This is a genomic window from Sphingobium xenophagum, assembly GCF_031457465.1.
In the GTDB taxonomy this organism is placed as follows: Bacteria; Pseudomonadota; Alphaproteobacteria; order Sphingomonadales; family Sphingomonadaceae; genus Sphingobium; species Sphingobium xenophagum_A.
The window spans coordinates 172,890-193,476 of record NZ_JAVDWV010000002.1 but is presented as its reverse complement, the minus strand read 5'-3'; the positions used below and the strand labels follow the sequence as shown (position 1 = coordinate 193,476).

Here is a 20,587-nt window from a genome sequence, read left to right as displayed (position 1 = left end):
TAAAATTCGACCTCCAGCGGATGCCGGAGGCTGGATTGGTCTGGGACTGGCCCCCGGCCTGCGCCGGGGACCAGCGAAAATTATGCCAGGCTGGGGTCGATCGCCTTGCAGGCGTCGAGCAGTTCCTTGACTGCATCGACCGACACCTGGAGGTTGCCCTTGGCTTCTTCGTTCAGTTCGATCTCGATGACCTGCTCGACGCCGTCCTTGCCGATGATCACGGGCACGCCGACATAGAGATTGTCGACGCCATATTGGCCGGTCAGGTTGGCGGCGCAGGGCAGCAGGCGCTTCTTGTCGCCCAGATAGGCTTCGGCCATCGCGATCGCGCTGGTGGCGGGCGCGTAGAAGGCCGAGCCGGTCTTGAGCAGGGCGACGATTTCGCCGCCGCCCGAACGGGTGCGCTGCACGATGGCGTCGATGCGCTCCTGCGTCGAGCGGCCCTGCTTGATGAGGTCGGGGACGGGGATACCGGCTACGGTCGAATATTCGATGACCGGGACCATCGTGTCGCCATGGCCGCCCAGCACGAAGCTGGTGACGTCCTTGGCCGACACCTGGAATTCCTCGGCGAGGAAATGGTTGAAGCGCGAGCTGTCGAGGACGCCCGCCATGCCGACGACCTTATTGTGGGGCAGGCCGGAAAATTCGCGCAGCGCCCACACCATCGCGTCGAGCGGGTTGGTGATGCAGATGACGAAGGCGTCGGGGGCGTTGGCGGCGATGCCTTCGCCCACGGCCTTCATGACCTTGAGGTTGATGCCCAGCAGGTCGTCGCGGCTCATGCCCGGCTTGCGGGCGACACCGGCGGTGACGATGATGACGTCCGCGCCTGCAATGTCGGCATAGTCGTTGGAGCCAGTGATCTTGGCGTCAAAGCCTTCGACCGCGCCGCATTGCGACAGGTCGAGCGCCTTGCCCTGGGGGATGCCTTCGACGACGTCGAACAGGACGATGTCGCCAAGGCCCTTCAGAGCGGCGAGATGCGCCAGCGTGCCACCAATATTGCCAGCGCCGATGAGCGCGATCTTCTTACGGGCCATATATCTGTCATCCTCCAAGTCTTGACTACTGGAATTGATGCCTCGCCTACGCCCTTCGACCGGGGGTTTCAACCTGTCAAAGGTGGGAAGTCGGATTTATCTTTGCAATTCATTCGCAGTTGCATTAGAGGAGATTCACACGCTGTCGTTCCCGGCTCCTACCCTGGCCGATGAGCCTTCCCTGCAGCGCTACCCTGCCGGATGCCTTCCCGACGGAAGGCATCCGGTCTATTTTTCGCATGATTTGGACAAGAAGATTGCGCCGTGATGACGGCGCTGCGCGCTATAACGTGCTGCACAACAGGCAGTTAGGGTTGGTTCGCGGGGCAGGAGTGGCGTGCCTTTGATAGGGTGACACCCCTCCGTCAGGGCTTCGCCCTGCCACCTCTCCTGCCAGGGGAGGATGCTATTTGGGGCCGTGACCGAGCGCGAGATAATCGTCGGACTGCATTTCCATGAGGCGCGAGACGGTGCGTTCAAATTCGAATGCGCCATCGCCCTGTGGATAGAGTTGTGCTGGTTCCGCATCGGCCGAGGCCAGCAATTTGACCTTATATTCGTAGAGCGAGTCGATCAGCGTGACGAAGCGGGCTGCCTCGTTGCGGTTTTCCGGGCCAAGCACCGGGATGCCGACGATGATGACGCTGTGATATTTGCGCGCGATCGCCAGATAGTCGGGCGCACCGCGGGCTTCGGCGCACAGGCGCTTGAACGAGAAGACAGCGACGCCCTTGAGGCTTTTGGGCACATGCAGCGTGCGGCCACCCTGCACGGGGATGTCTTCGGAGGGGACATGGGCGCGGTCGGACGGCGGATAGTCGGTCAGGCGGAAGAAAGCGGTGCTGAGCGCCGCCGTGGCTTCGTCGCCATTGGGGCAGTGCCACAGCGTCGCATCGCCGAGCCTGTCGCGGCGATAGTCGGTCGGGCCGTTCAATGTCTGCACATCGAGCCGATCCTTGATCAGGTCGATGAAGGGCAGGAACAACTGGCGGTTGAGGCCGTCCTTGTAGAGATCGTCGGGGACGCGGTTCGACGTGGTGACGATCGTCACCCGCTTTTCGAGCAGTCCGGTAAACAACCGCGACATGATTGCAGCGTCGGCCATATTGTTGACCACCATCTCGTCGAAGCATAGCAGCCGGGCATTCTCGGCCAGCGCCTCGACCACCGGGGGGATGGGGTCGCCGGTTTCGGACTTGCGCGCTTCGGCGAGGCGGGCGTGGACGTCGAGCATGAATTCGTGGAAATGGGCACGCGCCTTGCGCGGGATTTTCACCGTGTCGAAGAACAGGTCCATCAACATGGATTTGCCGCGCCCGACACCGCCCCACATATAGAGGCCGCGCGGCGGTTCGGGCGCCTTGCGCAACAGCCGCCACAGGGTCGAGCCGCGTTCGGGCGCGGCTTCCAACTGCTGTTGCAGGGCGTCGAGCCGCACGGCGGCAGCCCGCTGATCGGGATCGGCGCGCAATTCTCCGGCAGCGATCAACGCTTCGTAGCGAGCAAGGACACCGGTCATTTGGCGGGCGGTGCCTTGCGGATGGTGGCGGTGGAGGCGGCGACGGGTTCGCCATCCTGCGTCATCAGCATCCGCAGGAACAGCAGGCGGCCAGTTTCGCGCAGCAGGTCGACCTGCGCCAGCAGCAGCGGGCCGACGCGCCCGGCACCCAGATATTGCATCGACAGGTCGATGGTCACGCCGTGAATCTGATCCTTATGCCCCATCGCCCAGAGCGCACCGAAATAGGCATGGTCGGCAAAGGCGGCGAGGAAGCCGCCATGGAGCGTGTCGAGCCGGTTGCGATGGCTGGAGCGGGTTTCCAGCGCGACCTCCGCCCGGCCGGGCGAGAGTTCGCGCATATAGCCACGGCCGATAGCCTGCAAAAACGTATCGGGGTGCGGGTCGGACCATGCGATCCAGCCCGCCCATTGCCCGTCCGTCAGTGGCTGACCCCCGGCGACACCATCACTGTTCAAGATCAAAGCTGCCGTTCGACCATCATCTTCTTGGTCTCGGCGATCGCCTTGGCCGGCGACAGACCCTTGGGGCAGACATTCGCGCAGTTCATGATGGTGTGGCAGCGATAGAGGCGGAAGGGATCTTCCAGCTCGTCAAGGCGATCGCCGGTATATTCGTCGCGGCTGTCGGCCAGCCAGCGATAAGCCTGGAGCAGGATGGCCGGGCCCAGGAACTTGTCCGAATTCCACCAATAGGAGGGGCAACTGGTCGAGCAGCAGGCGCACAGGATGCACTCATAGAGGCCGTCGAGCTTTTCGCGATCGGCGGGCGACTGGAGCCGCTCCTTGCCCGATGGCGGGGGCGACACGGTCTTGAGCCAGGGCTGGATCGAGTTGTACTGCGCATAGAAATGCGTGAAATCGGGCACCAGATCCTTGATCACGTCCATATGCGGCAGCGGCGTGATCTTCACGTCCTTGCCCGAACATTCGTCGATCGCGGTGGTGCAGGCCAGGCCGTTCTTGCCGTTCATGTTCATCGAACAGGAACCGCAAATGCCTTCGCGGCAGGAGCGGCGGAAGGTCAGCGTGGTGTCATATTCATTCTTGATCTTGATGAGCGCGTCCAGAACCATCGGTCCGCACTGGTCGAGGTCCACCTCGAACGTGTCGTAACGCGGGTTTTGCCCGGAGTCGGGATCATAGCGATAGACTTTGAAGCTGCGCACATTGGTTGCGCCTGCGGGGGCGGGGTGGGTTACACCCTTACCGCTGATCTTGCTGTTCTTGGGCAACGCAAATTCGGCCATCGCTCGTCGAGCCTCTTTCAGAGTGTCGTTCGGTTGCGGCCCGCATACCAAAATATGGGCAAAGGTCCAGCACCTACAAAAGGGAATGCGACGCGCGCCCTTGCAAAAGCCCCTATATCGCCGCTAGGCCTCCAGCCCGTCTGGAGTGGCTTTCGCGCATGGACATCGCCTTTCTCGCCATTGCCGAAGCGCAGCAGCTTTATCATTGGCTGCCTGCTGCGTTGGAACTGGCGCGGCGTCCGGGGGTGCGGGTGCATGTGCTGTCGCCATCGGATGCGATCCTGGATCTGGTCGCGGGGTACGACACAGACCAGCGGTTGCGGCCGGTACGGCTGCGGCGCTTTTCGGGCCAACCCGACTCGCTGTTCCGCCAGCCCTCGCGGATTCTCACGTTGCTCGGCAATTACCGCACGATCGCGGCCTTTCCGCTGCTGGTGACGACCGAGATTTCCACCGCCTGGTTGCGGCGGGTGCCAGGTTTCAAGTCCCGGCTGGTGCTGATCAAACATGGCGCGGGCGACCGGGAGGGGGGCTATAAGAAGCGCCATGCCGATTTCGACCTGACGCTGGTGGCGGGCGAAAAGGATCGTTGCCGGATGATCGAACGGGGGCTGTGCGCGGCGGATAAGGTCGTGGTCGGCGGCTATGCCAAGTTCGAGTTGAAGGCGGCGCGGCAGCGATTCTTCGCCGACGACAAGCCGGTGCTGCTCTATAATCCGCATTTCGACCCTGATCTTTCCTCCTGGGTGCGGCATGGCCCGGCGATGCTCGCTGCGCTGGAGTCGCTCAAGGGGTGGAATGTCATCATCGCGCCGCATACCAAGCTGGCGCAGGCGGTGGCACCAATCGTCAGCGCCGCGCCGCATATCTGTGTGGACATGGGCAGCCGCCATGCGATCGACATGAGTTACACGATGAGCGCCGACGTCTATCTGGGCGATGTTTCGAGCCAGGTGTACGAGTTTCTGATCCAGCCGCGGCCGTGCATCTTCCTCAATCTCGACCGGCGCGATGCCAGTGGTGAAGCCTTTGTCCATTGGCGGCTGGGACAGGTGATCGAGACGCCTGACGCGCTTTCGGCGGCACTTGACCGTGCGAACGACTTGCAACCCGGCTTCGTTGCTGCGCAGGAAGCGGCCATGGAGCAATCCATCGACCTGTCGCCGACTCCCGCGTCGCAACGGCAGGCCGACATCATAATGACCTTCGCGAAAGCGCCTGCATGACTGAGACGATTTCTACCGCCCTTGGCCCCATTCGCATGCTGGGGCAAAATACCACGCCGATCTGGGGCATGGCCAACGCCGAACGGAACCGCCGGATGGTGGAAAGCGCGGCGAAGAATGGCAGCGTGCTGGCAGCAGGGCATGAACTGGTCTTCAACCTGACCTATGCGTTCGATCCATTGCTGCTGCGGCTCGTGCTGGAGACGCCGGGGACGGTTTTTGCCTTGGGTGGCGTGCCGGTCGTGGGGCAGGTGCCGCAGGGACATGATCCGATGCAGGCGACCGTGATAGACCTGTCCGATGGGCGCAAACTCTATAACCGGCAGTTGCGCAAGCTGGAGCAGCCGATGGTGCGCGAATTGACCCCCGCGACCCGGCGCGCGATCGAGCGGCACAGCTATTTCGGCGCCTATAAGGGCGTGACCGATGTGCTGACCAAATATCTGTGGCCCGAACTGGCGCTGGTGCTGACGCGGATCGCGGCGCAGCTCAAGATGACGCCCAATATGGTGTCGGTGATCGGGGTGACGCTGTGCCTGATCGCGACCTTCCTGTTTGCAGAAGGGATGTACTGGACCGGCTTCCTGTGCGGCTTCATCTTCATGGTGCTGGATACGGTGGACGGGAAGCTGGCGCGTTGCACCATCACCTCGTCCAAATGGGGCAATGTGATCGACCATGGCGTCGATCTGGTTCACCCGCCCTTCTGGTGGTATTTTTGGGGGACGGGGCTGGCCGCCTGGGGCCTGTCGCTGACGGGGCAGGCGTTCATATTGGTGATGGCGGCGGTGGTCGTCGGCTATGTGTTGCAACGGTTGATCGAGGGGGCGTTCCTCAAGGATTTCGGCATGGACATCCATGTCTGGCGGCCGTTCGACAGCCAGTTCCGGCTGGTGACGGCGCGGCGCAACCCGAACATGGTCATCCTGTTTGTGTCGCTGCTGGTCGGGCGGCCGGACATCGGGCTGGTGGCGCTGGCCTGGTGGACGGTGATTTCGCTGGTCGTGCATGCGGTGCGGCTGGCGCAGGCCTATGGCGTGAAGCGGTCGGGACGGCCGATCGTCAGTTGGATGGATGAGGCGGCGGCATGAACGAGACGATAAAGAAGTTCGGCTGGCCCGCCAGCCTGATCGCGGAGTTTGCGCATTGGGTGGTGCTGCTGCGTCCGGCGCAGCCAACGCTGGGGTCGCTGGTCCTGGCGGCGAAGAGCGATGCGACCGCGTTCGGGGATTTGCCCGCCGAAGCCCATGCCGAACTCAAGATTGTGACCGGCGCGATCGAAGCGGCATTGCAGGCGGCGGTCGGCTATCAGAAGATCAACTATCTGATGCTGATGATGGTCGATCCTTATGTCCATTTCCATGTCCTGCCGCGCTATGAGGGCGAGCGCAGCGGCGGCGGGATGACGGTGCGCGACGCGGGCTGGCCGGGGCAGCCGGATTTGGGTGCGGCGGTCGCGTCCGATGCGGGGCTGCGCGATTGGGTCGCATCCTATTTCGAGGCTGCGCAGCCTTAAGGCCTTAGCCGCCGAAATCGGGTTTCCGTTTGGCGCGGAAGGCGGACACGCCTTCGGCGAAATCGGGCAGGGTGAAGGCGTCGCGGAAGAGCGCCAGCGTGCCTTCGTCATCATCGGCCTGGCCATCGAGGATGCGGCGGATGATCGCCTTGGAGGATCGCACGCTATGCTGGGCATTGGCGGCGATGGTGCGGGCAAGGGCGTCCGCTTCCGCCAGCGGATCGGCGGCGATCTGGTCGATAAGGCCGATGGCGAGCGCGGTGTCCGCGTCGTGCAGCGCGCCGGTGAACAGGATGCGCTTGGCGCGGGCCGGACCGACGAGATCGACCAGCAATTTGGTGTCGAACAGCGAATAGACTATGCCGAGCTTGGCGGGCGTGATGCCGAGCCGCGCGGCGGGCGAGGCGATCCGCAGGTCGCAAGCGATGGCGAGGCCGCAGCCGCCACCGACGCAATCGCCGTCGATTGCGGCAATCACCGGCTTGTCGGCATGGGCGAGCGCATATTGCGTTGTACGGATCGCTGTCTGGTTCGCGAAGCGCCATTCGGGATCGCCGGAACAGGCCGCAAATTCGTCGATATCCGCCCCAGCGCAAAAGAGGCCGGGCGTGGCCGACGCGAGGATCAGCACGCGGATGGCGTCATCGGCCATGGCTTCGCCAACGAGGACCGGCAGTGTTTCCCACATCGCCTGCGTCATGGCGTTGCGCCGGGCCGGGCGGTCGATCAGCAGCCGGGCGACCGGGCCGTCGCGCTCCAGCCGCAGGGTCATTGCGGCCAGCCTTGCAGCAAAGGCAGCAATTCGTCGAAATGGTGGATGATGGCATCGGCCTGCAGCTCTTCGACCGGGCCGTCGAGGAAGCCGAAGCTGACCGCGACGCTGGCGATACCCGCATTGCGCGCGCCCGCTATGTCGTTGATCGTGTCGCCGATGAAAATCGTGCGCCCGCCGCCCGCGCGTTCGATCATGGCATGGATCGGTGCGGGATCGGGCTTGCCGACGCAGACCGTATCGCCGCCGATGATGCTGGCGAAGCGGTGCGATAGGCCGAGCTGATCCATCAGGGGTAGCGCGAAACGCTCCGCCTTGTTGGTGCAGATGGCGAGCGTGACGCCCGCCGCCGCCAGCGCATCCATCGCGTCGAGCAGGCCGGGATAGGGAGCGGAATGGGCGCTGAGATTCGCCTGATAATAGTCGAGCAGCACCGGGAGCAGTTGCGCCAGCAAGGCATCGTCCTGCGCGTCCGACGCCGCCAGCGCGCGGTCGAGCATGACCCTGGCCCCCTGGCCGACGAAAGGCCGGATGGCCGCGACGGGGAAGGGGGGCAGGCCGACTGTGCCGATGGCGTGGTTGACCGCGGCGGCGAGATCGCCGCTGGTGTCGATCAACGTGCCGTCAAGGTCGAAGCCGACGATGTCGAAAGTTATGGAGGCCATGGCCGCGCCATGCCGCGTGGGCGGTGGCAAAGGCAAGCCAAACATGGCAGAGCCGCATGATCCAACGCACTTATCAGGGACAAAGCCATCGTGACTGCCGCCCGTCCTCTCGCCGTCATCATCCTTGCCGCAGGCCAAGGCACGCGCATGAAATCCGCGCTGCACAAGGTTTTGCACCCGGTCGCCGGGCGGCCGATGCTGTTGCACCTGCTCGCCAGCGTCGCCGCGCTGGAGCCGGAGCGGCAGGTGGTGGTGGTCGGCGCGGGGCGCGAGCAGGTCGAGGCGGCGGTGGCGGGCACCGGCGCGGTGATCGCGGTGCAGGACAAGCAGTTGGGCACTGGCCATGCCGTCGCGCAGGCGCATGAGGCGCTGGCCGGGTTCGCGGGCGATGTGCTGATCCTTTATGGCGATGTGCCTTTGGTCAGCGCATCGACGATGCGGGCGATGCTCGACCGGCTGAACCGGGGCGACGATCCGCGCGCGGTGGTGCTGGGGTTCCGCCCCGACGATGCCGCCGCCTATGGCCGGATCATCGCCGACGGCCAGGGCATGATCGGCAAGATGGTCGAATATAAGGATGCGAGCGAGGCCGAGCGCGCGGTGACGCTCTGCAATAGCGGGCTGATGGCGGTGCGATCGACCGACCTGTTCGTGCTGCTCGACCAGATCGGCAACGACAATGCCGCGGGCGAATATTATCTGCCCGACATCATCATGCTGCCGGGTGCGCAGAGCGCCGTCATCGAGACGGAAGCCTGGGAAGTGGCGGGGGTCAACAGCCGGGTCGAACTGGCGGGCGTGGAAGCGATGTGGCAGGCGCGCCGCCGGATCGAGGCGATGCGCGAGGGCGTGACGCTGGTGGCGCCGGAAACGGTGTTCTTTGCGCATGACACGGTGCTGGGCCGCGATGTGGTGGTGGAGCCGAACGTCGTGTTCGGGCCGGGCGTGACGGTGGCCGACGATGTCGTGATCCACGCCTTTTCCCATCTGGAGGGCGCGAGCATTGAGCGCGGCGCGACGATCGGTCCCTATGCGCGGCTGCGGCCCGGCGCGGAGATCGGGGTCAAGGCCAAGGTCGGCAATTTCGTCGAGATCAAGAAGGCGCGGTTGGGCGAGGGGGCGAAGGTCAATCACCTGTCCTATATCGGCGATGCGGGCGTGGGCGCGGGGGCCAATATCGGCGCGGGGACGATCACCTGCAATTATGATGGCTTCTTCAAATATCGCACGGAAATTGGTGCGGGGGCGTTCATCGGATCGAACAGCGCGCTCGTTGCGCCGGTCAGGATCGGCGACGGCGCGATCGTCGCAGCGGGCAGCGTGGTGACGCAGCCAGTGGGCGATGATGCCCTGTGCCTGGTCCGGCCCGCGCAGGTGAGCAAGCCGGGCTGGGCGGCGGCCTTTCGCGAGCGGATGGTGGCGAAGAAGGCGGCGAAGTGAGCAGCAGGACGCTATCGGCGTCGTGAGGCTTGTTGGCCCATTAGGACAGTGGAGCATTGCTCAGTGGATGATGATCTCGCTTTGATAATTTCCGCTACGTGTATCAAGGCTGCGCGAGACATTGGTGACTTGGCACGATTGATACCAGCGGACAGAAAGGATCTGAAAATTGCGATCGCGTCTGCCGTTCATGAAATTCATGCCAGCATCATTGATCCGTTATTCAGTGAAAATCCGGCGCTGAAGGACGGTATGGCGAGAAGATTGTCGCAATATGATCGCTGCATATGATGGTAGCCGTGAGGTGAGGAAGGATTTGGTGCTCCTGCGAAAGCAGGAGCCTAGTGTGCAGGGCAATCCGATCGACCCTGGGCTCCTGCTTTCGCAGGAGCACGTCGTTGTTTGAACATGCGCCGTAAAATTCTTTGGACGCTGCTGGCGCTGGTTCTGCTTGCGGGCGGGTTTGCTCTCTGGCTGATCCTCAATGCGCGCGCCATGCCGGTGGTGCGGCGTGCGGCGGTGGTGTTGCCCTTTCCCGCCGATGCGCCGCGTGCCCCCGTCACGGTCGCTCTGCTGACCGACACGCATTTGTCGGGGCCGGACAATAGCCCGGCGCGGATGGCGCGGATCGTGGCGCAGATCAATGCGCTCAAGCCTGACCTCGTCCTGCTGGGCGGCGATTATATCGGTGATGCCAAGGGTGGCGAGACCTATGATGCGCGGGCGAGCATCGCGCCTTTTGCGGGGCTGCGCGCGCCGCTGGGTGTCGTCGCGGTGCTGGGCAATCATGACAGCCGCAGCCAGAAGAACCAGCGCGCGCTGAGTGGGGCGGACTGGCAGGCGGCTTTTGCGCGCATGGGCATCACCCTGTTGCAGGATGGCGCGGTGCGGCGCGGGCCGCTGGCGATCGGCGGATTGCAGGATGTCTATACGCGCAGGATCGACCTGCCCGTGACGCTGGCGGCGATGGCGCGGGTGGGCGGTGCGCCGCTGATCCTGTCGCACGGGCCGGATGTGTTTCCGACTTTGCCCGAAACGCCGTCGCTGACGCTGGTGGGGCATACCCATTGCGGGCAGGTGGCGCTGCCCTTTGCGGGGATCGTCTACGTCCCGTCGAAATATGGCACGCGCTATGCCTGCGGCCTGTATCGCGACGGGGCGAGAACGATGATCGTGGCGGGCGGGGTCGGCACCAGCGGATTGCCGATTCGGATGCTGGCACCGCCGGACATCTGGCTGATCACCATTCGGCCACAGTGAGACACCTGTTGACATGATATCATGATATGATATCAATCTATCATCATGCGTTTCCTGGCTGACATTCCCGACGAAGACGTCAAATGGCTCGACCAACTGGCCCGCGAGCAGGGCAAGTCGCGCGCGGCTGTGCTGCGGGAGGCGGTTTCGGCCTATCGCCCGCAAACGTCAAAAGATTGGCTGCAGCAGGGATTTGGCGCGTGGGCGCGGAATGGCGTGTCGATTGATCCCCACGAATATGACCGTGCGCGGCGGGCGGAATGGACCCGGCCCTGGGACGATGATTATGACGAAGTCCGCGCCGCATCGCCCGAATATTTCACGGAAGAAGATGATAAGGAGCGGGCGCATTATCTGGCGCTAACCAAAAAGGCGGCCGAGACGCACCAGAAGAACAGCGCATGAGCGGTTACAGCTTGGACGCCAACATCGTTATCGACGCCCTTTTGAATCACGAACCCGCGCATCGCGAACTTTCCCGCATAGCCGATAGCGGCGCGCGGATGTGGCTCAGCCGCATGGCGTGGATCGAGATATTGTCCAAAGGGAATGAAACGGCCGTGCGTGAGGTACTGATGTTTTTGGCACAGTTCGGCCTGGACGAAATTGATGACGAGATATCGCATCGAGCGGCCGCGCTGCGCCGTGAACGCGCGAGGCTAAAGTCGCCCGACGCCATCATCCTGGCCACGGCCCAGTTGCGCGGCCGCGTGTTGGTGACCCGCAATATTAAGGATTTTCCGGCAGAGATGCCGGGCATTCGCGTTCCCTATATCCTCTGAAAGGCTCTCCGGCACATGTGCGGCATTATCGGTATCATCGGCAGGGACGACGTGGCGGAGCGGCTGGTCGATGGATTGAAGCGGCTGGAATATCGCGGCTATGACAGTGCGGGTGTCGCCACGGTCCATGATGGCGCGATCGAGCGGCGGCGGGCCGAGGGGAAGCTCGCCAATCTGGTGACTGAATTGCGGGACGAGCCGCTGCCCGGCACGACCGGCATCGCTCATACCCGCTGGGCGACCCATGGCGCGCCGACGACCAGCAACGCGCACCCGCATGCGACGCGCGAGGTGGCGCTGGTCCACAATGGCATCATCGAGAATTTCAAGCCGCTGCGCGCCGAACTCATGGCGCGCGGGCGCATCTTCGACAGCCAGACCGATACCGAGGTGGTCGCGCATTTGGTGAGCGAATTGGTGGAGCAGGGGGTGTCGCCGCGCGATGCCGTCGCGCAGGTCTTGCCGCGTCTGCACGGGGCTTTTGCACTGGCCATATTGTTCCGCAGTCATCCCGACATGCTGATCGGCGCGCGGCTGGGGTCGCCCCTGGTGGTGGGTTATGGCGATGGCGAGACCTATTTGGGGTCGGACGCGCTGGCGCTGGCGCCGTTGACGCAGCGGATCGCCTATCTGGAAGAGGGCGACTGGGTCGTCATCACGAAAGATGGCGCGGAGATTTTCGACAAGGATAATCAGCCGGTCGAACGGCCGGTGACGCTGTCGGGCGTGTCGGGGGCGATGATCGACAAGGGCAATCATCGCCACTTCATGCAGAAGGAGATTTTCGAGCAGCCGGTGGTCGTCGCCCAGACGTTGCGCGCTTATCTCCGCCGGATGGAGAATGAGGTCGCCATGCCCGACATGGATTTCGACCTGGGTCAGGTGAAGCGCATCACCATCGTCGCCTGCGGCACCAGCTACTATGCCGGGTTGGTCGCCAAATATTGGTTCGAGAAATTCGCGCGTGTCGCCGTCGATATCGATGTGGCGAGCGAGTTCCGCTATCGCGACCCGGTGCTGGAGCCGGGCGGGCTGGCGCTGTTCATCAGCCAGTCGGGCGAGACGGCGGACACGCTGGCGGCGCTGCGCCATGCCAGGGCGGAGGGGCAGATCATCGCGGTGGTGGTGAATGTTCCTACCAGTTCGATGGCGCGCGAGGCTGACCTGTTGCTGCCCACCCATGCGGGGCCGGAGATCGGTGTCGCCTCGACCAAGGCGTTCACTTGCCAATTGGCGGTGCTGGCGGCGCTGGCGGCCAATCTGGCGCGGGCCAAGGGCAAGTTGAGTCCGGAGGAAGAGGCCGAGATCGTCTGGCACCTGTCCGAAGCACCCGCTGCGTTGAACGAAGCGCTAAGCCGCGACGGGCAGATCGAAGCGATGGCGCATCTGATCGCGCCTGCGCGTGACGTGCTGTATCTGGGCCGCGGGCCGGATTATCCGATGGCGCTGGAAGGGGCGCTCAAGCTCAAGGAAATCAGCTATATCCATGCCGAAGGCTATGCCGCTGGCGAAATGAAACATGGGCCGATCGCGCTGATCGACGAACTGGTACCGGTGATCGTCATCGCGCCGAGTGGCCCTTTGTTTGAAAAGACCGTCAGCAATATGCAGGAGGTGCAGGCGCGCGGTGGCAAGGTGGTGCTGATTTCCGATGCCGAAGGGATTGCGCTGGCCGGTGAAGGCTGCATGGCGACGATCGAGATGCCCAAAGTGCATCCGCTGATCGCGCCGCTCGTCTATGCGGTGCCGGTGCAGTTGCTGGCCTATCATGTCGCGGTGGCCAAGGGCACGGATGTCGATCAGCCCCGCAACCTCGCCAAGTCGGTGACGGTGGAGTGAGCGAGGATATGTTCGCGTCGCCGGTCATCCCCGGCCCGGACATATTGACCGTCAGCTTCGACCATTGGGAAGGGCCGCTCGACCTGTTGCTGACGCTGGCGCGCGGGCAGAAGGTCGATCTGCGCGAGATTTCGATCCTGGCACTGACCGAACAATATCTCGCCTTCATCGATGGCGCGCGGCAGTTGAAGCTGGAACTGGCGGCCGATTATCTGGTGATGGCGGCTTGGCTTGCCTATCTGAAATCGTCGCTGCTGCTGCCCCGGCAGGAACAGCCCGATCCCAGTCCCGAAGAAATGGCGCTACGCCTGCAATTGCGGCTCCAGCGCCTGAACGCGATGCGCGATGCCGCCGCGCGACTGATGGCGCGGGACCGGATCGGGCGCGATGTGTTCGTGCGGCGCAAGCCCGAAGGGTTGCGGCTGGTGCGCAAGATGCAGTGGCGCGCAAGCCTCTATGACCTCATCCAGACCTATGGCCAGATCCGCGCGCGCACGCGGCCGGTGGTCCATGTTATTGCCCGGCGGCCGGTGATGACGCTGGACGAAGCGATCCAGCGCGTCGGCGCGCTGGTCGGCACGGCGCTCGACTGGACGCGGCTGGAGTCGTTTTTGCCCGAAGATCTGGACGGCCCCAAGGCGAAGTCCGCGCTGGCGAGCAGTTTCGTCGCAGCGCTGGAACTGGCGCGGCAGGGGCGGGTGGAATTGCAGCAGGACGGGATTTTCCAGCCGCTTTATCTGCGCGCGGCGACACCGGGGGCAGGCGCATGAACGAAGAACCCGAGGATTTCCGGCGCGCGGTGGAAGCGGCCCTGTTCGTGGCAGAAGCGCCGATGACGCCTGCGGACATCAAGCTGCATGTCGGCGAGGGCGACGTGGCCGCGGCACTGGCGGGATTGGCGGACGATTACGCCGGGCGCGGCGTCAATCTGGTCGAGCGGGGCGGGCGCTGGCAATTCCAGACCGCGCCGGACCTGGCGCATATCCTGCGCCGCGAGAAAGACGAGCCGCGCAAATTGTCGCGCGCGGCGATGGAGACGCTGGCGATCATCGCCTATCATGAGCCGGTCAGCCGCGCCGAGATCGAGGCGATCCGGGGCGTGCAGGTGGCCAAGGGGACGCTGGACGTGCTAATGGAAGCGGGCTGGGTGCGGCCCGCCGGGCGGCGCGAAGTGCCGGGCCGACCGCTCATCTATGCGACGACGATGGATTTTCTCACCCATTTCGGGCTTGGCAGCCGTCGCGATTTGCCGGGGGTTGAGGATTTGCGGGCCGCCGGCCTGCTCGATCCGGTCGATTTGGCGCTGGAGGGTCTGGGCGGCCAATCCGTTCTGGAAAATGACGATGATGTGGCCTAGATAGGTCTGCTTACTGGAGTATTGAAAATGGGTTCCTTTTCGCTGATGCACTGGGTCATTGTGCTCCTGGTCGTCATGCTGCTGTTCGGTGGCGGCCGGATTTCCGGCCTGATGGGTGACGTCGCCAAGGGTATCAAGAGCTTCAAGAAGGGCATGGCCGACGATGACGACGTTACGCCGACCAAGCCCGCCAGCCGCATTGAGGGGCATCGCGTCCCAGAACAGGATGCGACTGTGACCACGGACGACAAGACCAAGGTCTGATTCGCGCGACCCGGTAGACCAGTCCTATGTTTGGCATCGATTCCACCGAGTTTCTGGTGATCGTGATCATTGCGGTGATCGTGATCGGGCCAAAGGACTTGCCGCGCGCGCTCTACAAGGTGGGGCAGATCATCGGCAAGGCGCAGGGCATGGCCCGGCACTTCCGCACTGGACTCGACGCGATGGTGCGCGAAGTCGAGCTGGAGGAACTGGAAAAGAAATGGGCCGACCAGAATAAGCGTATCATGGCCGAACATCCGCCGGAGACCGCAGCGCCCGCAATGGAAGCGCTGGCTCCGCCTGATGCTGGCGAAGAAAAGCCGCCCTATGTCGCGCCATCTGCCGATGCGGTGGTCGAGACGCCGACTGTCAAAGCCGAGACTGCGCCTGTCGCCGCCGTTGATGGGCCGCCCTATGTCGCTGGGGCGTCCGCCGTTTCCAAGGGAGATGCGGCGGCATGATCGGCGATATTGACGAGAGCAAGGCACCCCTGCTCGACCATTTGATCGAGCTTCGTGGCCGCCTGCTCAAATGCGTCTATGCGCTGGCCCTGACCGGGGCGCTGTGCTTTTATTTTTCCGAACAGCTCTTCGCGATCCTTGTCCATCCGCTCAAGGAAGCCTTTGGCGATGGCGGCGGGAAGCTCGTCTATACCAAACTCTACGAAGCCTTTTTCGTGCAGGTGAAGATCGCCTTTTTCGGGGCCTTCTGTCTGTCCTTCCCGATCATCGCCAACCAGCTTTGGGCCTTCGTCGCACCGGGTCTTTACGCCAAGGAAAAGAAGGCGCTGTTGCCCTTCATCCTCGCGACGCCTTTCCTGTTCGGCATGGGCGCAAGCCTCGCCTATTTCGTGGTGATGCCGACGGCGTTCCACTTCTTTCTGGAGTTTCAGGGGAATAGCAGCGGCTTGCAGGTCGAGGCTTTGCCCAGCGCCGACGCTTATCTGGGGCTGGTGATGCAGTTCATCCTGGCGTTCGGTATCAGCTTCCTGATGCCGGTACTGCTGATGCTGCTGAACCGTGCGGGCTTCGTCAGCCGCGCGCAGTTGATCGGCCTGCGCCGCTATATGATCGTTGCGGCCTTCATCATTGCAGCCGTGCTGACACCGCCCGACGTGGTGTCGCAACTCATGCTCGCGATCCCGCTGCTGCTGTTGTATGAGGTGACCATCATGGCGATCTGGTTCACTGACCGACGCAAGAGCGAGGTCGAAGACGCCGCAGAGGTTTCAGCCTGACGCGCAAAAAAGAGGCCTGCCCCTTGGGGGCAGACCTCATTCATGCCTGGGAGGCAGTTCAGAAAATCGTAGCGGTCAATCGACAGCACGTTCCACTGCTTCGCCCGCGCTCTGTACGTCGCGGCCAGCGCCTTCTACGGTGTTGCAGGCGGCGACCATCAGCGAACCGGTGAGCAGCAGGGCTGCGAAAATCTTCTTCGTCATAGACCGTCTCCTTGAGAAACTTCGCGACCGGTTGGTTTGCGCCATGCCGGTGACGCAGATCAGAACCCGCCGCCCGACAAAGCGTTCCGGCGGCGGAAAATATAATGATTTCAAATATTATCTTGCCCGGAAAAAGGTTGAGCCCGGAACGCGTCGGGGGGGGAAGCATTCCGGGCTCATAATATTGGACAGCAAGAGCGGGGGGCAAAAGATTTGCTGTCCTGAATATAGAACCCACAAGGCCGAAATCTGGTTCCAGACCGACATCAAAAATTTGCACTTTTTATCGCGCTTCTTTTCAAAGACTTTGATGATCAACGGGCCGTTAAGACTAAAAAGCCTGCCGGCCATCGTCGAAAGTCAGATCAGCGGGCGGCCGCTATTGCGATATTCGGGGCGGATCGTGGATTCCGGCAGGCTGTCATCAGCCTTGGGCGCGGGCGGTGTCCAGCCGATCGCAGGCGCAGCCGTTGCTGGTGCAGGGACGCTGTAGACGGGGGCGAGCAGTTCGACCGGGGCGACCGGGCGGGCGGGCCAGACGCGGCGCGCCGGGCCGGACTGGGTTTCCCGACCCAGATAGACCGCGTGAAAGGCTGCTGGCGTACCGTTAAAGCCGGGATTGCGATAGAAGATATGCGCGCCGATGACCGCCACGGCATGCAGGCGCGACGACCAGTCCGGGCGGACGGCGAGCGTGTGATAATGGGTGGCGAGGCCGACCGGCGCATAGACGGCGCCGCTCAGCGCCTCCTGCGCCACGCGGCGGGCGCGGTTCCAAGAGGCAGCCGCAGGCAGTCGCGCCATCGCGCCGTCGCAGCTGAAGGTGAATTGGCAACGATAGTCGGTGCGTTCGGACCCTTCATACACGACGCCGCAGACCGTATCGGGCCAGAGCTGGCTGCGCACCCGGTTGAGCACGACTTGCGCGACGGCGCGCTGGCCATCCTCCGGCTCGTTCCCGGCTTCATAATAGATGGCCGAGGTCAGGCAGTTGACCGCGCGATAGCTGTCGAGCGGGGTTAGGCCGCGAAAGATGGTGGCGGGGGCGGCCTTGACCGCGTCGAGGCCCAGCACATGCTGGCTCTGCACGGTTTCGACGCCCGGCACGGGATCGAACGCGCCTTGTGCGAAGAAAAAGGCCGAGCCGGGGAAATTCGCCGCCGATTCTTCGGCTGGGTCGGCCGACGCACGGCTCTGGTCGCCATCGAGCATGTCGAGCGGCGCGGCGGTGATGAAGCGCGGCGCGGCCAGCGCCAACAGCGCAAGTCCTATGACCGCGCTGCGTCCCTTCCATCCGCTGAACCATTCGAACCGCTGCATTTCAAGACCTTATAGCCGCAGCCACGGGCTGCCTTACGCTGCCCCATAAGCCAAAAAGCTAAAAATTGCCTGCCGGATTTTGCGCTGTGCCGCGATGGGACGTTAACCAGCGGCTGCGTTAACAATCGGCTCTTTCACCGGGCCATCATTCCCTTGCTTGGCAAAGGCGCGTTGCGTCCGCTATGCGTCATGCCATGCTGCTCCAGAACAATAGTCTCGCGCTGATTGGCAACACGCCGATGGTGCGCCTCACCGGCCCTTCCCAGGAAACGGGCTGCGATATTTTCGCCAAGTGCGAATTTGCCAACCCTGGTGCATCGGTCAAGGATCGCGCTGCTTTGTTCATCGTCAATGATGCCGAGGAACGCGGGCTGTTGAAGCCGCGCGGCACGATCGTCGAAGGGACGGCGGGCAATACCGGCATCGGCCTGGCGCTGGTCGCCAATGCCAAGGGCTATAAGTCGATCATCGTCATGCCCGAAACCCAGAGCCGCGAGAAGATGGACACGCTGCGCGCGCTGGGGGCGGAACTGGTGACGGTGCCGGCCGCGCCCTATTCCAACTCCGGCCATTTCGTCCACACCTCGCGCCGTATGGCGGAGGAGACGGAGGGCGCGATCTGGGCCAACCAGTTTGACAATATCGCCAATCGCAAAGCGCATATCGTCGGCACGGCCGAGGAGATCTGGACCCAGATGGAGGGGCGGATCGACGGCTTCACCTGCGCGGCGGGGACTGGCGGGACGATTGCGGGCGTGGGCCTTGGCCTCAAGGCCAAGGATGAAGGCATCACCATCGCGCTCAGCGACCCGCACGGCGCGGCGCTGTTCAACTATTATGCCCATGGCGAATTGAAGGCCGAAGGGTCGTCGGTCGCCGAAGGAATCGGGCAGGGACGGATCACCGCCAATCTGGAAGGCGCGCCGATCGACACGCAATTCCGCATCTCGGACGAGGAAGGGCTGGAATGGGTCCGCCGCCTGCTGAGCGAAGAAGGCCTGTGCCTCGGCCTCTCGTCGGGCATCAATGTCGCGGGCGCGGTGGCGCTGGCGCGGCAATTGGGACCGGGCAAGCGGATCGTCACCATCCTGTGCGACACGGGCTTCCGCTATCTCTCGACGCTCTACAATCGCCAGTGGCTCGAAGCGAAGGGGTTGACGGTCTTCCCTTGGCTCGCGCACAATGGGTGATGCGCCGACACGGGTCGCGGCGACAAGAAAATGAGCAAGTTCATGGCTGAGACACCCCGCCGCGTGGAAGGGTTGCAGCGCGTCCAGATCGGCCTGACCGGACTGGCGGGCGTCGTGCTGCTGGTGGGCCTTGCCAATATCGTCATCGAAAAGGCGCGGGTGGACGATGCGGCATCGCCGCCGCCGGTCGTGCCGACCATGACGAGCAATGCCGCCATGTCGCCCAGAGACCCGCTTGCTGAATTGGGGGTGCAGCCCGCGCCGGAGCAGGCACCTTTGGTCCCCGACCTTGAGCCCGACCCCAATTTGCGTAATCCCATGGATCGCGACCCCGCGCAGCCGTCGCGCTGACGTTGATGCGCAGGGTCAGGGCAATCCCGCCCATGATGGCGGCGCTGAAGCGAGTCCTGATCCTGTGGCTGCCGGGGCTGGCGATTTTGCTCGTCGGACTGCAGCGCGCTTTTGTGACTGGTCAGACAGACCCATGGGATTGGGCTTGGCCCGCGCTGGCGGTGATGGCGCTTATGGGGCTGTGGCTGGCAAGGCGGGGATGGCCGTTGCTGGCCTGGACCATGGGCGGCGTCGCGTCGGCGTTGCTCTTCTGCGGGGTTGCGGCGGGGCGGTGGCCTGACGCTGTGGCGGCGATAGGGTTGGTCGTGGTTGCGCTGTCAGCGGTTGTTGGTGGTGCATTGGTCCGGCCGGCTTCTCCACTTAACGCGAAACGCATGGCCGGGGGTGTTGCCTTGCTCGCTCTGGCCGCCTTGTTGGCGTGGCGCGGTCCGGCGCAACCGATCGAACCTGTCGCCGATCATCCGGCTCTGGCGGTCATCACCGCCCTGCCTTTGTTCTGGGATCAGCAGGGGCGGGCCGACGCCGCGATCGTCACCGTGCTGCGCACCCGTTTCACCGTCCAGCCGATCGACGATGCACGGCAATTGGACTCGTCGCCTGCGCGGTTGCTGCTGCTCGCCCAGCCGCGCGCGATGCCGCCCGAAGCATTGGTGGCGGTCGATCGCTGGGTGCGGGGCGGGGGCAGGGCGGTGGTGCTGGCCGATCCGCTGCTGCGCTGGCCGTCCGACCTGCCCATGGGCGACCGTCGCCGTGCGCCCGCCACCAGCCTGCTGGAGCCGTTGCTGGACCATTGGGGCTTTGCGTTCGACCGTATCGAAGAGGACGAACGGCGCTGGTTCCTGCCGGACGGCGCCCTTCTCACCCTGTCCGGCGCGGAAATGGCGGCGGGCGGGGGCATGGTGCAGCGCAAGCGGATCGGCCGGGGTGAGGTTGTGCTGCTGGGCGACGCGGACCTGATCGACGACCGGCTGTGGCTCGCCGATCCAGCCCGTCCGCTCGACCCCCGCCTCTGGAGCGCCGACACGCCCGCGCGCGTCGTCCAATGGCTCGGCGCGACGATCTCCGGCGACCGACGCTGGATGCGCGAGGGGCCGGACGTGATCGCGGCGCTGCGTTGGGCGATTCTCGCTGGGATAGGCTGGGCGATTCTGGGTGCGCTGCTGTTGCGCCGGGCTGGGCCGGGCCGCAGCATGAGAACAAAAAAGGTATATCCCGAAGGAGAAGCGCCGAAAAGCGGTTGATCCCATTTTTGACCGGGTTTTCCCGGTAAATCCCGAAAATTCCCTTTGCAGCCCAGCCCATGCTTGATAGGTAATCTCGCATTGGGGTTCATCAGGCGTTGATCAGTCCTGT

The 20,587-nt window shown here is 63.8% G+C and carries 25 protein-coding genes; 17 read left to right on the top strand and 8 right to left on the bottom strand.

The genetic code is table 11. The features are described from left to right. Positions 1-80 precede the first annotated feature (80 nt). The 4 genes from mdh to J2W40_RS02560 form a co-directional block, all read right to left on the bottom strand. Positions 81-1,043: a malate dehydrogenase gene (gene mdh, locus J2W40_RS02575; RefSeq protein WP_096062545.1), complete on the bottom strand. Its 963-nt coding sequence runs from the start codon at positions 1,041-1,043 to the stop codon at positions 81-83. A gap of 406 nt (positions 1,044-1,449) precedes the next feature. Beyond that, the gene (zapE, locus tag J2W40_RS02570; RefSeq protein WP_043154219.1) at positions 1,450-2,562 is read right to left on the bottom strand and encodes a cell division protein ZapE; all 1,113 of its coding nucleotides are present in this window, start codon (positions 2,560-2,562) and stop codon (positions 1,450-1,452) included. After that, positions 2,559-3,020, bottom strand: a complete 462-nt coding sequence (locus tag J2W40_RS02565; protein WP_037480764.1) for a PaaI family thioesterase — start codon at positions 3,018-3,020, stop codon at positions 2,559-2,561. The genes zapE and J2W40_RS02565 overlap by 4 nt, the downstream gene beginning before the upstream one ends. Positions 3,021-3,022: 2 nt before the next feature. Further along, on the bottom strand, positions 3,023-3,811 hold the full coding sequence (locus tag J2W40_RS02560; protein ID WP_037480303.1) for a succinate dehydrogenase iron-sulfur subunit: 789 nt from the start codon (positions 3,809-3,811) through the stop codon (positions 3,023-3,025). Positions 3,812-3,969: 158 nt separating this feature from the next. On the opposite strand from J2W40_RS02560, the gene J2W40_RS02555 reads away from it, so the two are divergent. Genes J2W40_RS02555 through J2W40_RS02545 form a run of 3 tightly spaced genes read left to right on the top strand, consistent with a single transcriptional unit; the run spans position 3,970 to position 6,553 of the window. Then, positions 3,970-5,037, top strand: coding sequence for a glycosyl transferase (locus tag J2W40_RS02555; RefSeq protein WP_310221795.1), 1,068 nt, complete (start codon positions 3,970-3,972; stop codon positions 5,035-5,037). After that, positions 5,034-6,128 (top strand): CDP-alcohol phosphatidyltransferase family protein, encoded by a 1,095-nt coding sequence (locus tag J2W40_RS02550; protein WP_310221794.1) that lies wholly within the window; start codon positions 5,034-5,036, stop codon positions 6,126-6,128. Before J2W40_RS02555 ends, J2W40_RS02550 begins: the two co-directional genes overlap by 4 nt. Continuing rightward, positions 6,125-6,553: an HIT family protein gene (locus J2W40_RS02545; RefSeq protein WP_310221793.1), complete on the top strand. Its 429-nt coding sequence runs from the start codon at positions 6,125-6,127 to the stop codon at positions 6,551-6,553. Before J2W40_RS02550 ends, J2W40_RS02545 begins: the two co-directional genes overlap by 4 nt. 4 nt (positions 6,554-6,557) lie before the next feature. Here J2W40_RS02545 and J2W40_RS02540 read toward each other — a convergent pair whose 3' ends face one another. Together J2W40_RS02540 and J2W40_RS02535 are read right to left on the bottom strand one after the other, a co-directional pair. Further along, complete coding sequence (locus J2W40_RS02540; protein WP_310221792.1) at positions 6,558-7,325, bottom strand: enoyl-CoA hydratase/isomerase family protein; 768 nt, start codon at positions 7,323-7,325, stop codon at positions 6,558-6,560. Next, positions 7,322-7,990, bottom strand: a complete 669-nt coding sequence (locus J2W40_RS02535) for an HAD-IA family hydrolase (RefSeq protein ID WP_310221791.1) — start codon at positions 7,988-7,990, stop codon at positions 7,322-7,324. The genes J2W40_RS02540 and J2W40_RS02535 overlap by 4 nt, the downstream gene beginning before the upstream one ends. A gap of 147 nt (positions 7,991-8,137) precedes the next feature. Here J2W40_RS02535 and glmU point away from each other — a divergent pair, with 147 nt between their 5' ends. The 11 genes from glmU to tatC all read left to right on the top strand — a co-directional run bounded on the left by glmU (position 8,138) and on the right by tatC (position 16,169). Further along, entirely contained in the window at positions 8,138-9,430 is a 1,293-nt protein-coding gene (gene glmU / locus J2W40_RS02530; RefSeq protein ID WP_310221960.1) for a bifunctional UDP-N-acetylglucosamine diphosphorylase/glucosamine-1-phosphate N-acetyltransferase GlmU, read from the top strand. Positions 9,431-9,493: 63 nt separating this feature from the next. Continuing rightward, positions 9,494-9,721: a hypothetical protein gene (locus tag J2W40_RS02525; protein WP_310221790.1), complete on the top strand. Its 228-nt coding sequence runs from the start codon at positions 9,494-9,496 to the stop codon at positions 9,719-9,721. 117 nt (positions 9,722-9,838) lie between these two features. Next, positions 9,839-10,690 carry a metallophosphoesterase gene (locus J2W40_RS02520; protein WP_310221959.1) on the top strand — a complete coding sequence of 284 codons (852 nt, stop codon included), beginning with the start codon at positions 9,839-9,841 and terminating at the stop codon, positions 10,688-10,690. Between the two features lie 45 nt (positions 10,691-10,735). Further along, on the top strand, positions 10,736-11,095 hold the full coding sequence (locus J2W40_RS02515; RefSeq protein WP_310221789.1) for a ribbon-helix-helix domain-containing protein: 360 nt from the start codon (positions 10,736-10,738) through the stop codon (positions 11,093-11,095). Further along, positions 11,092-11,472, top strand: a complete 381-nt coding sequence (locus J2W40_RS02510; protein WP_043154233.1) for a PIN domain-containing protein — start codon at positions 11,092-11,094, stop codon at positions 11,470-11,472. Before J2W40_RS02515 ends, J2W40_RS02510 begins: the two co-directional genes overlap by 4 nt. Positions 11,473-11,487: 15 nt before the next feature. Next, on the top strand, positions 11,488-13,311 hold the full coding sequence (gene glmS / locus J2W40_RS02505) for a glutamine--fructose-6-phosphate transaminase (isomerizing) (protein WP_310221788.1): 1,824 nt from the start codon (positions 11,488-11,490) through the stop codon (positions 13,309-13,311). A gap of 8 nt (positions 13,312-13,319) precedes the next feature. Continuing rightward, positions 13,320-14,081: a segregation and condensation protein A gene (locus tag J2W40_RS02500; RefSeq protein WP_310221958.1), complete on the top strand. Its 762-nt coding sequence runs from the start codon at positions 13,320-13,322 to the stop codon at positions 14,079-14,081. Beyond that, positions 14,078-14,668 carry an SMC-Scp complex subunit ScpB gene (gene scpB / locus J2W40_RS02495; RefSeq protein ID WP_310221787.1) on the top strand — a complete coding sequence of 197 codons (591 nt, stop codon included), beginning with the start codon at positions 14,078-14,080 and terminating at the stop codon, positions 14,666-14,668. Before J2W40_RS02500 ends, scpB begins: the two co-directional genes overlap by 4 nt. A gap of 27 nt (positions 14,669-14,695) precedes the next feature. Then, positions 14,696-14,932 carry a twin-arginine translocase TatA/TatE family subunit gene (locus tag J2W40_RS02490; RefSeq protein ID WP_310221786.1) on the top strand — a complete coding sequence of 79 codons (237 nt, stop codon included), beginning with the start codon at positions 14,696-14,698 and terminating at the stop codon, positions 14,930-14,932. Positions 14,933-14,958: 26 nt separating this feature from the next. Beyond that, positions 14,959-15,393, top strand: a complete 435-nt coding sequence (tatB, locus tag J2W40_RS02485) for a Sec-independent protein translocase protein TatB (protein WP_310221785.1) — start codon at positions 14,959-14,961, stop codon at positions 15,391-15,393. Beyond that, positions 15,390-16,169 carry a twin-arginine translocase subunit TatC gene (gene tatC, locus J2W40_RS02480; protein WP_310221784.1) on the top strand — a complete coding sequence of 260 codons (780 nt, stop codon included), beginning with the start codon at positions 15,390-15,392 and terminating at the stop codon, positions 16,167-16,169. The genes tatB and tatC overlap by 4 nt, the downstream gene beginning before the upstream one ends. A 75-nt stretch (positions 16,170-16,244) precedes the next feature. On the opposite strand, the gene J2W40_RS02475 is transcribed toward tatC, so the two are convergent. Both J2W40_RS02475 and J2W40_RS02470 read right to left on the bottom strand, forming a co-directional pair. Next, positions 16,245-16,373: an entericidin A/B family lipoprotein gene (locus J2W40_RS02475; protein WP_037476638.1), complete on the bottom strand. Its 129-nt coding sequence runs from the start codon at positions 16,371-16,373 to the stop codon at positions 16,245-16,247. 360 nt (positions 16,374-16,733) lie between these two features. Further along, positions 16,734-17,693, bottom strand: a complete 960-nt coding sequence (locus J2W40_RS02470) for a cell wall hydrolase (protein ID WP_310221783.1) — start codon at positions 17,691-17,693, stop codon at positions 16,734-16,736. 194 nt (positions 17,694-17,887) lie between these two features. On the opposite strand from J2W40_RS02470, the gene J2W40_RS02465 reads away from it, so the two are divergent. Genes J2W40_RS02465 through J2W40_RS02455 form a run of 3 tightly spaced genes read left to right on the top strand, consistent with a single transcriptional unit; the run spans position 17,888 to position 20,475 of the window. Next, entirely contained in the window at positions 17,888-18,883 is a 996-nt protein-coding gene (locus J2W40_RS02465; protein WP_310221957.1) for a cysteine synthase A, read from the top strand. Positions 18,884-18,925: 42 nt separating this feature from the next. After that, a complete protein-coding gene (locus J2W40_RS02460; RefSeq protein ID WP_310221782.1) occupies positions 18,926-19,234 on the top strand; it encodes a hypothetical protein in 309 nt (102 codons plus the stop codon). Between the two features lie 32 nt (positions 19,235-19,266). Continuing rightward, positions 19,267-20,475, top strand: a complete 1,209-nt coding sequence (locus J2W40_RS02455) for a Gldg family protein (RefSeq protein ID WP_310221781.1) — start codon at positions 19,267-19,269, stop codon at positions 20,473-20,475. Positions 20,476-20,587: the final 112 nt, after the last annotated feature.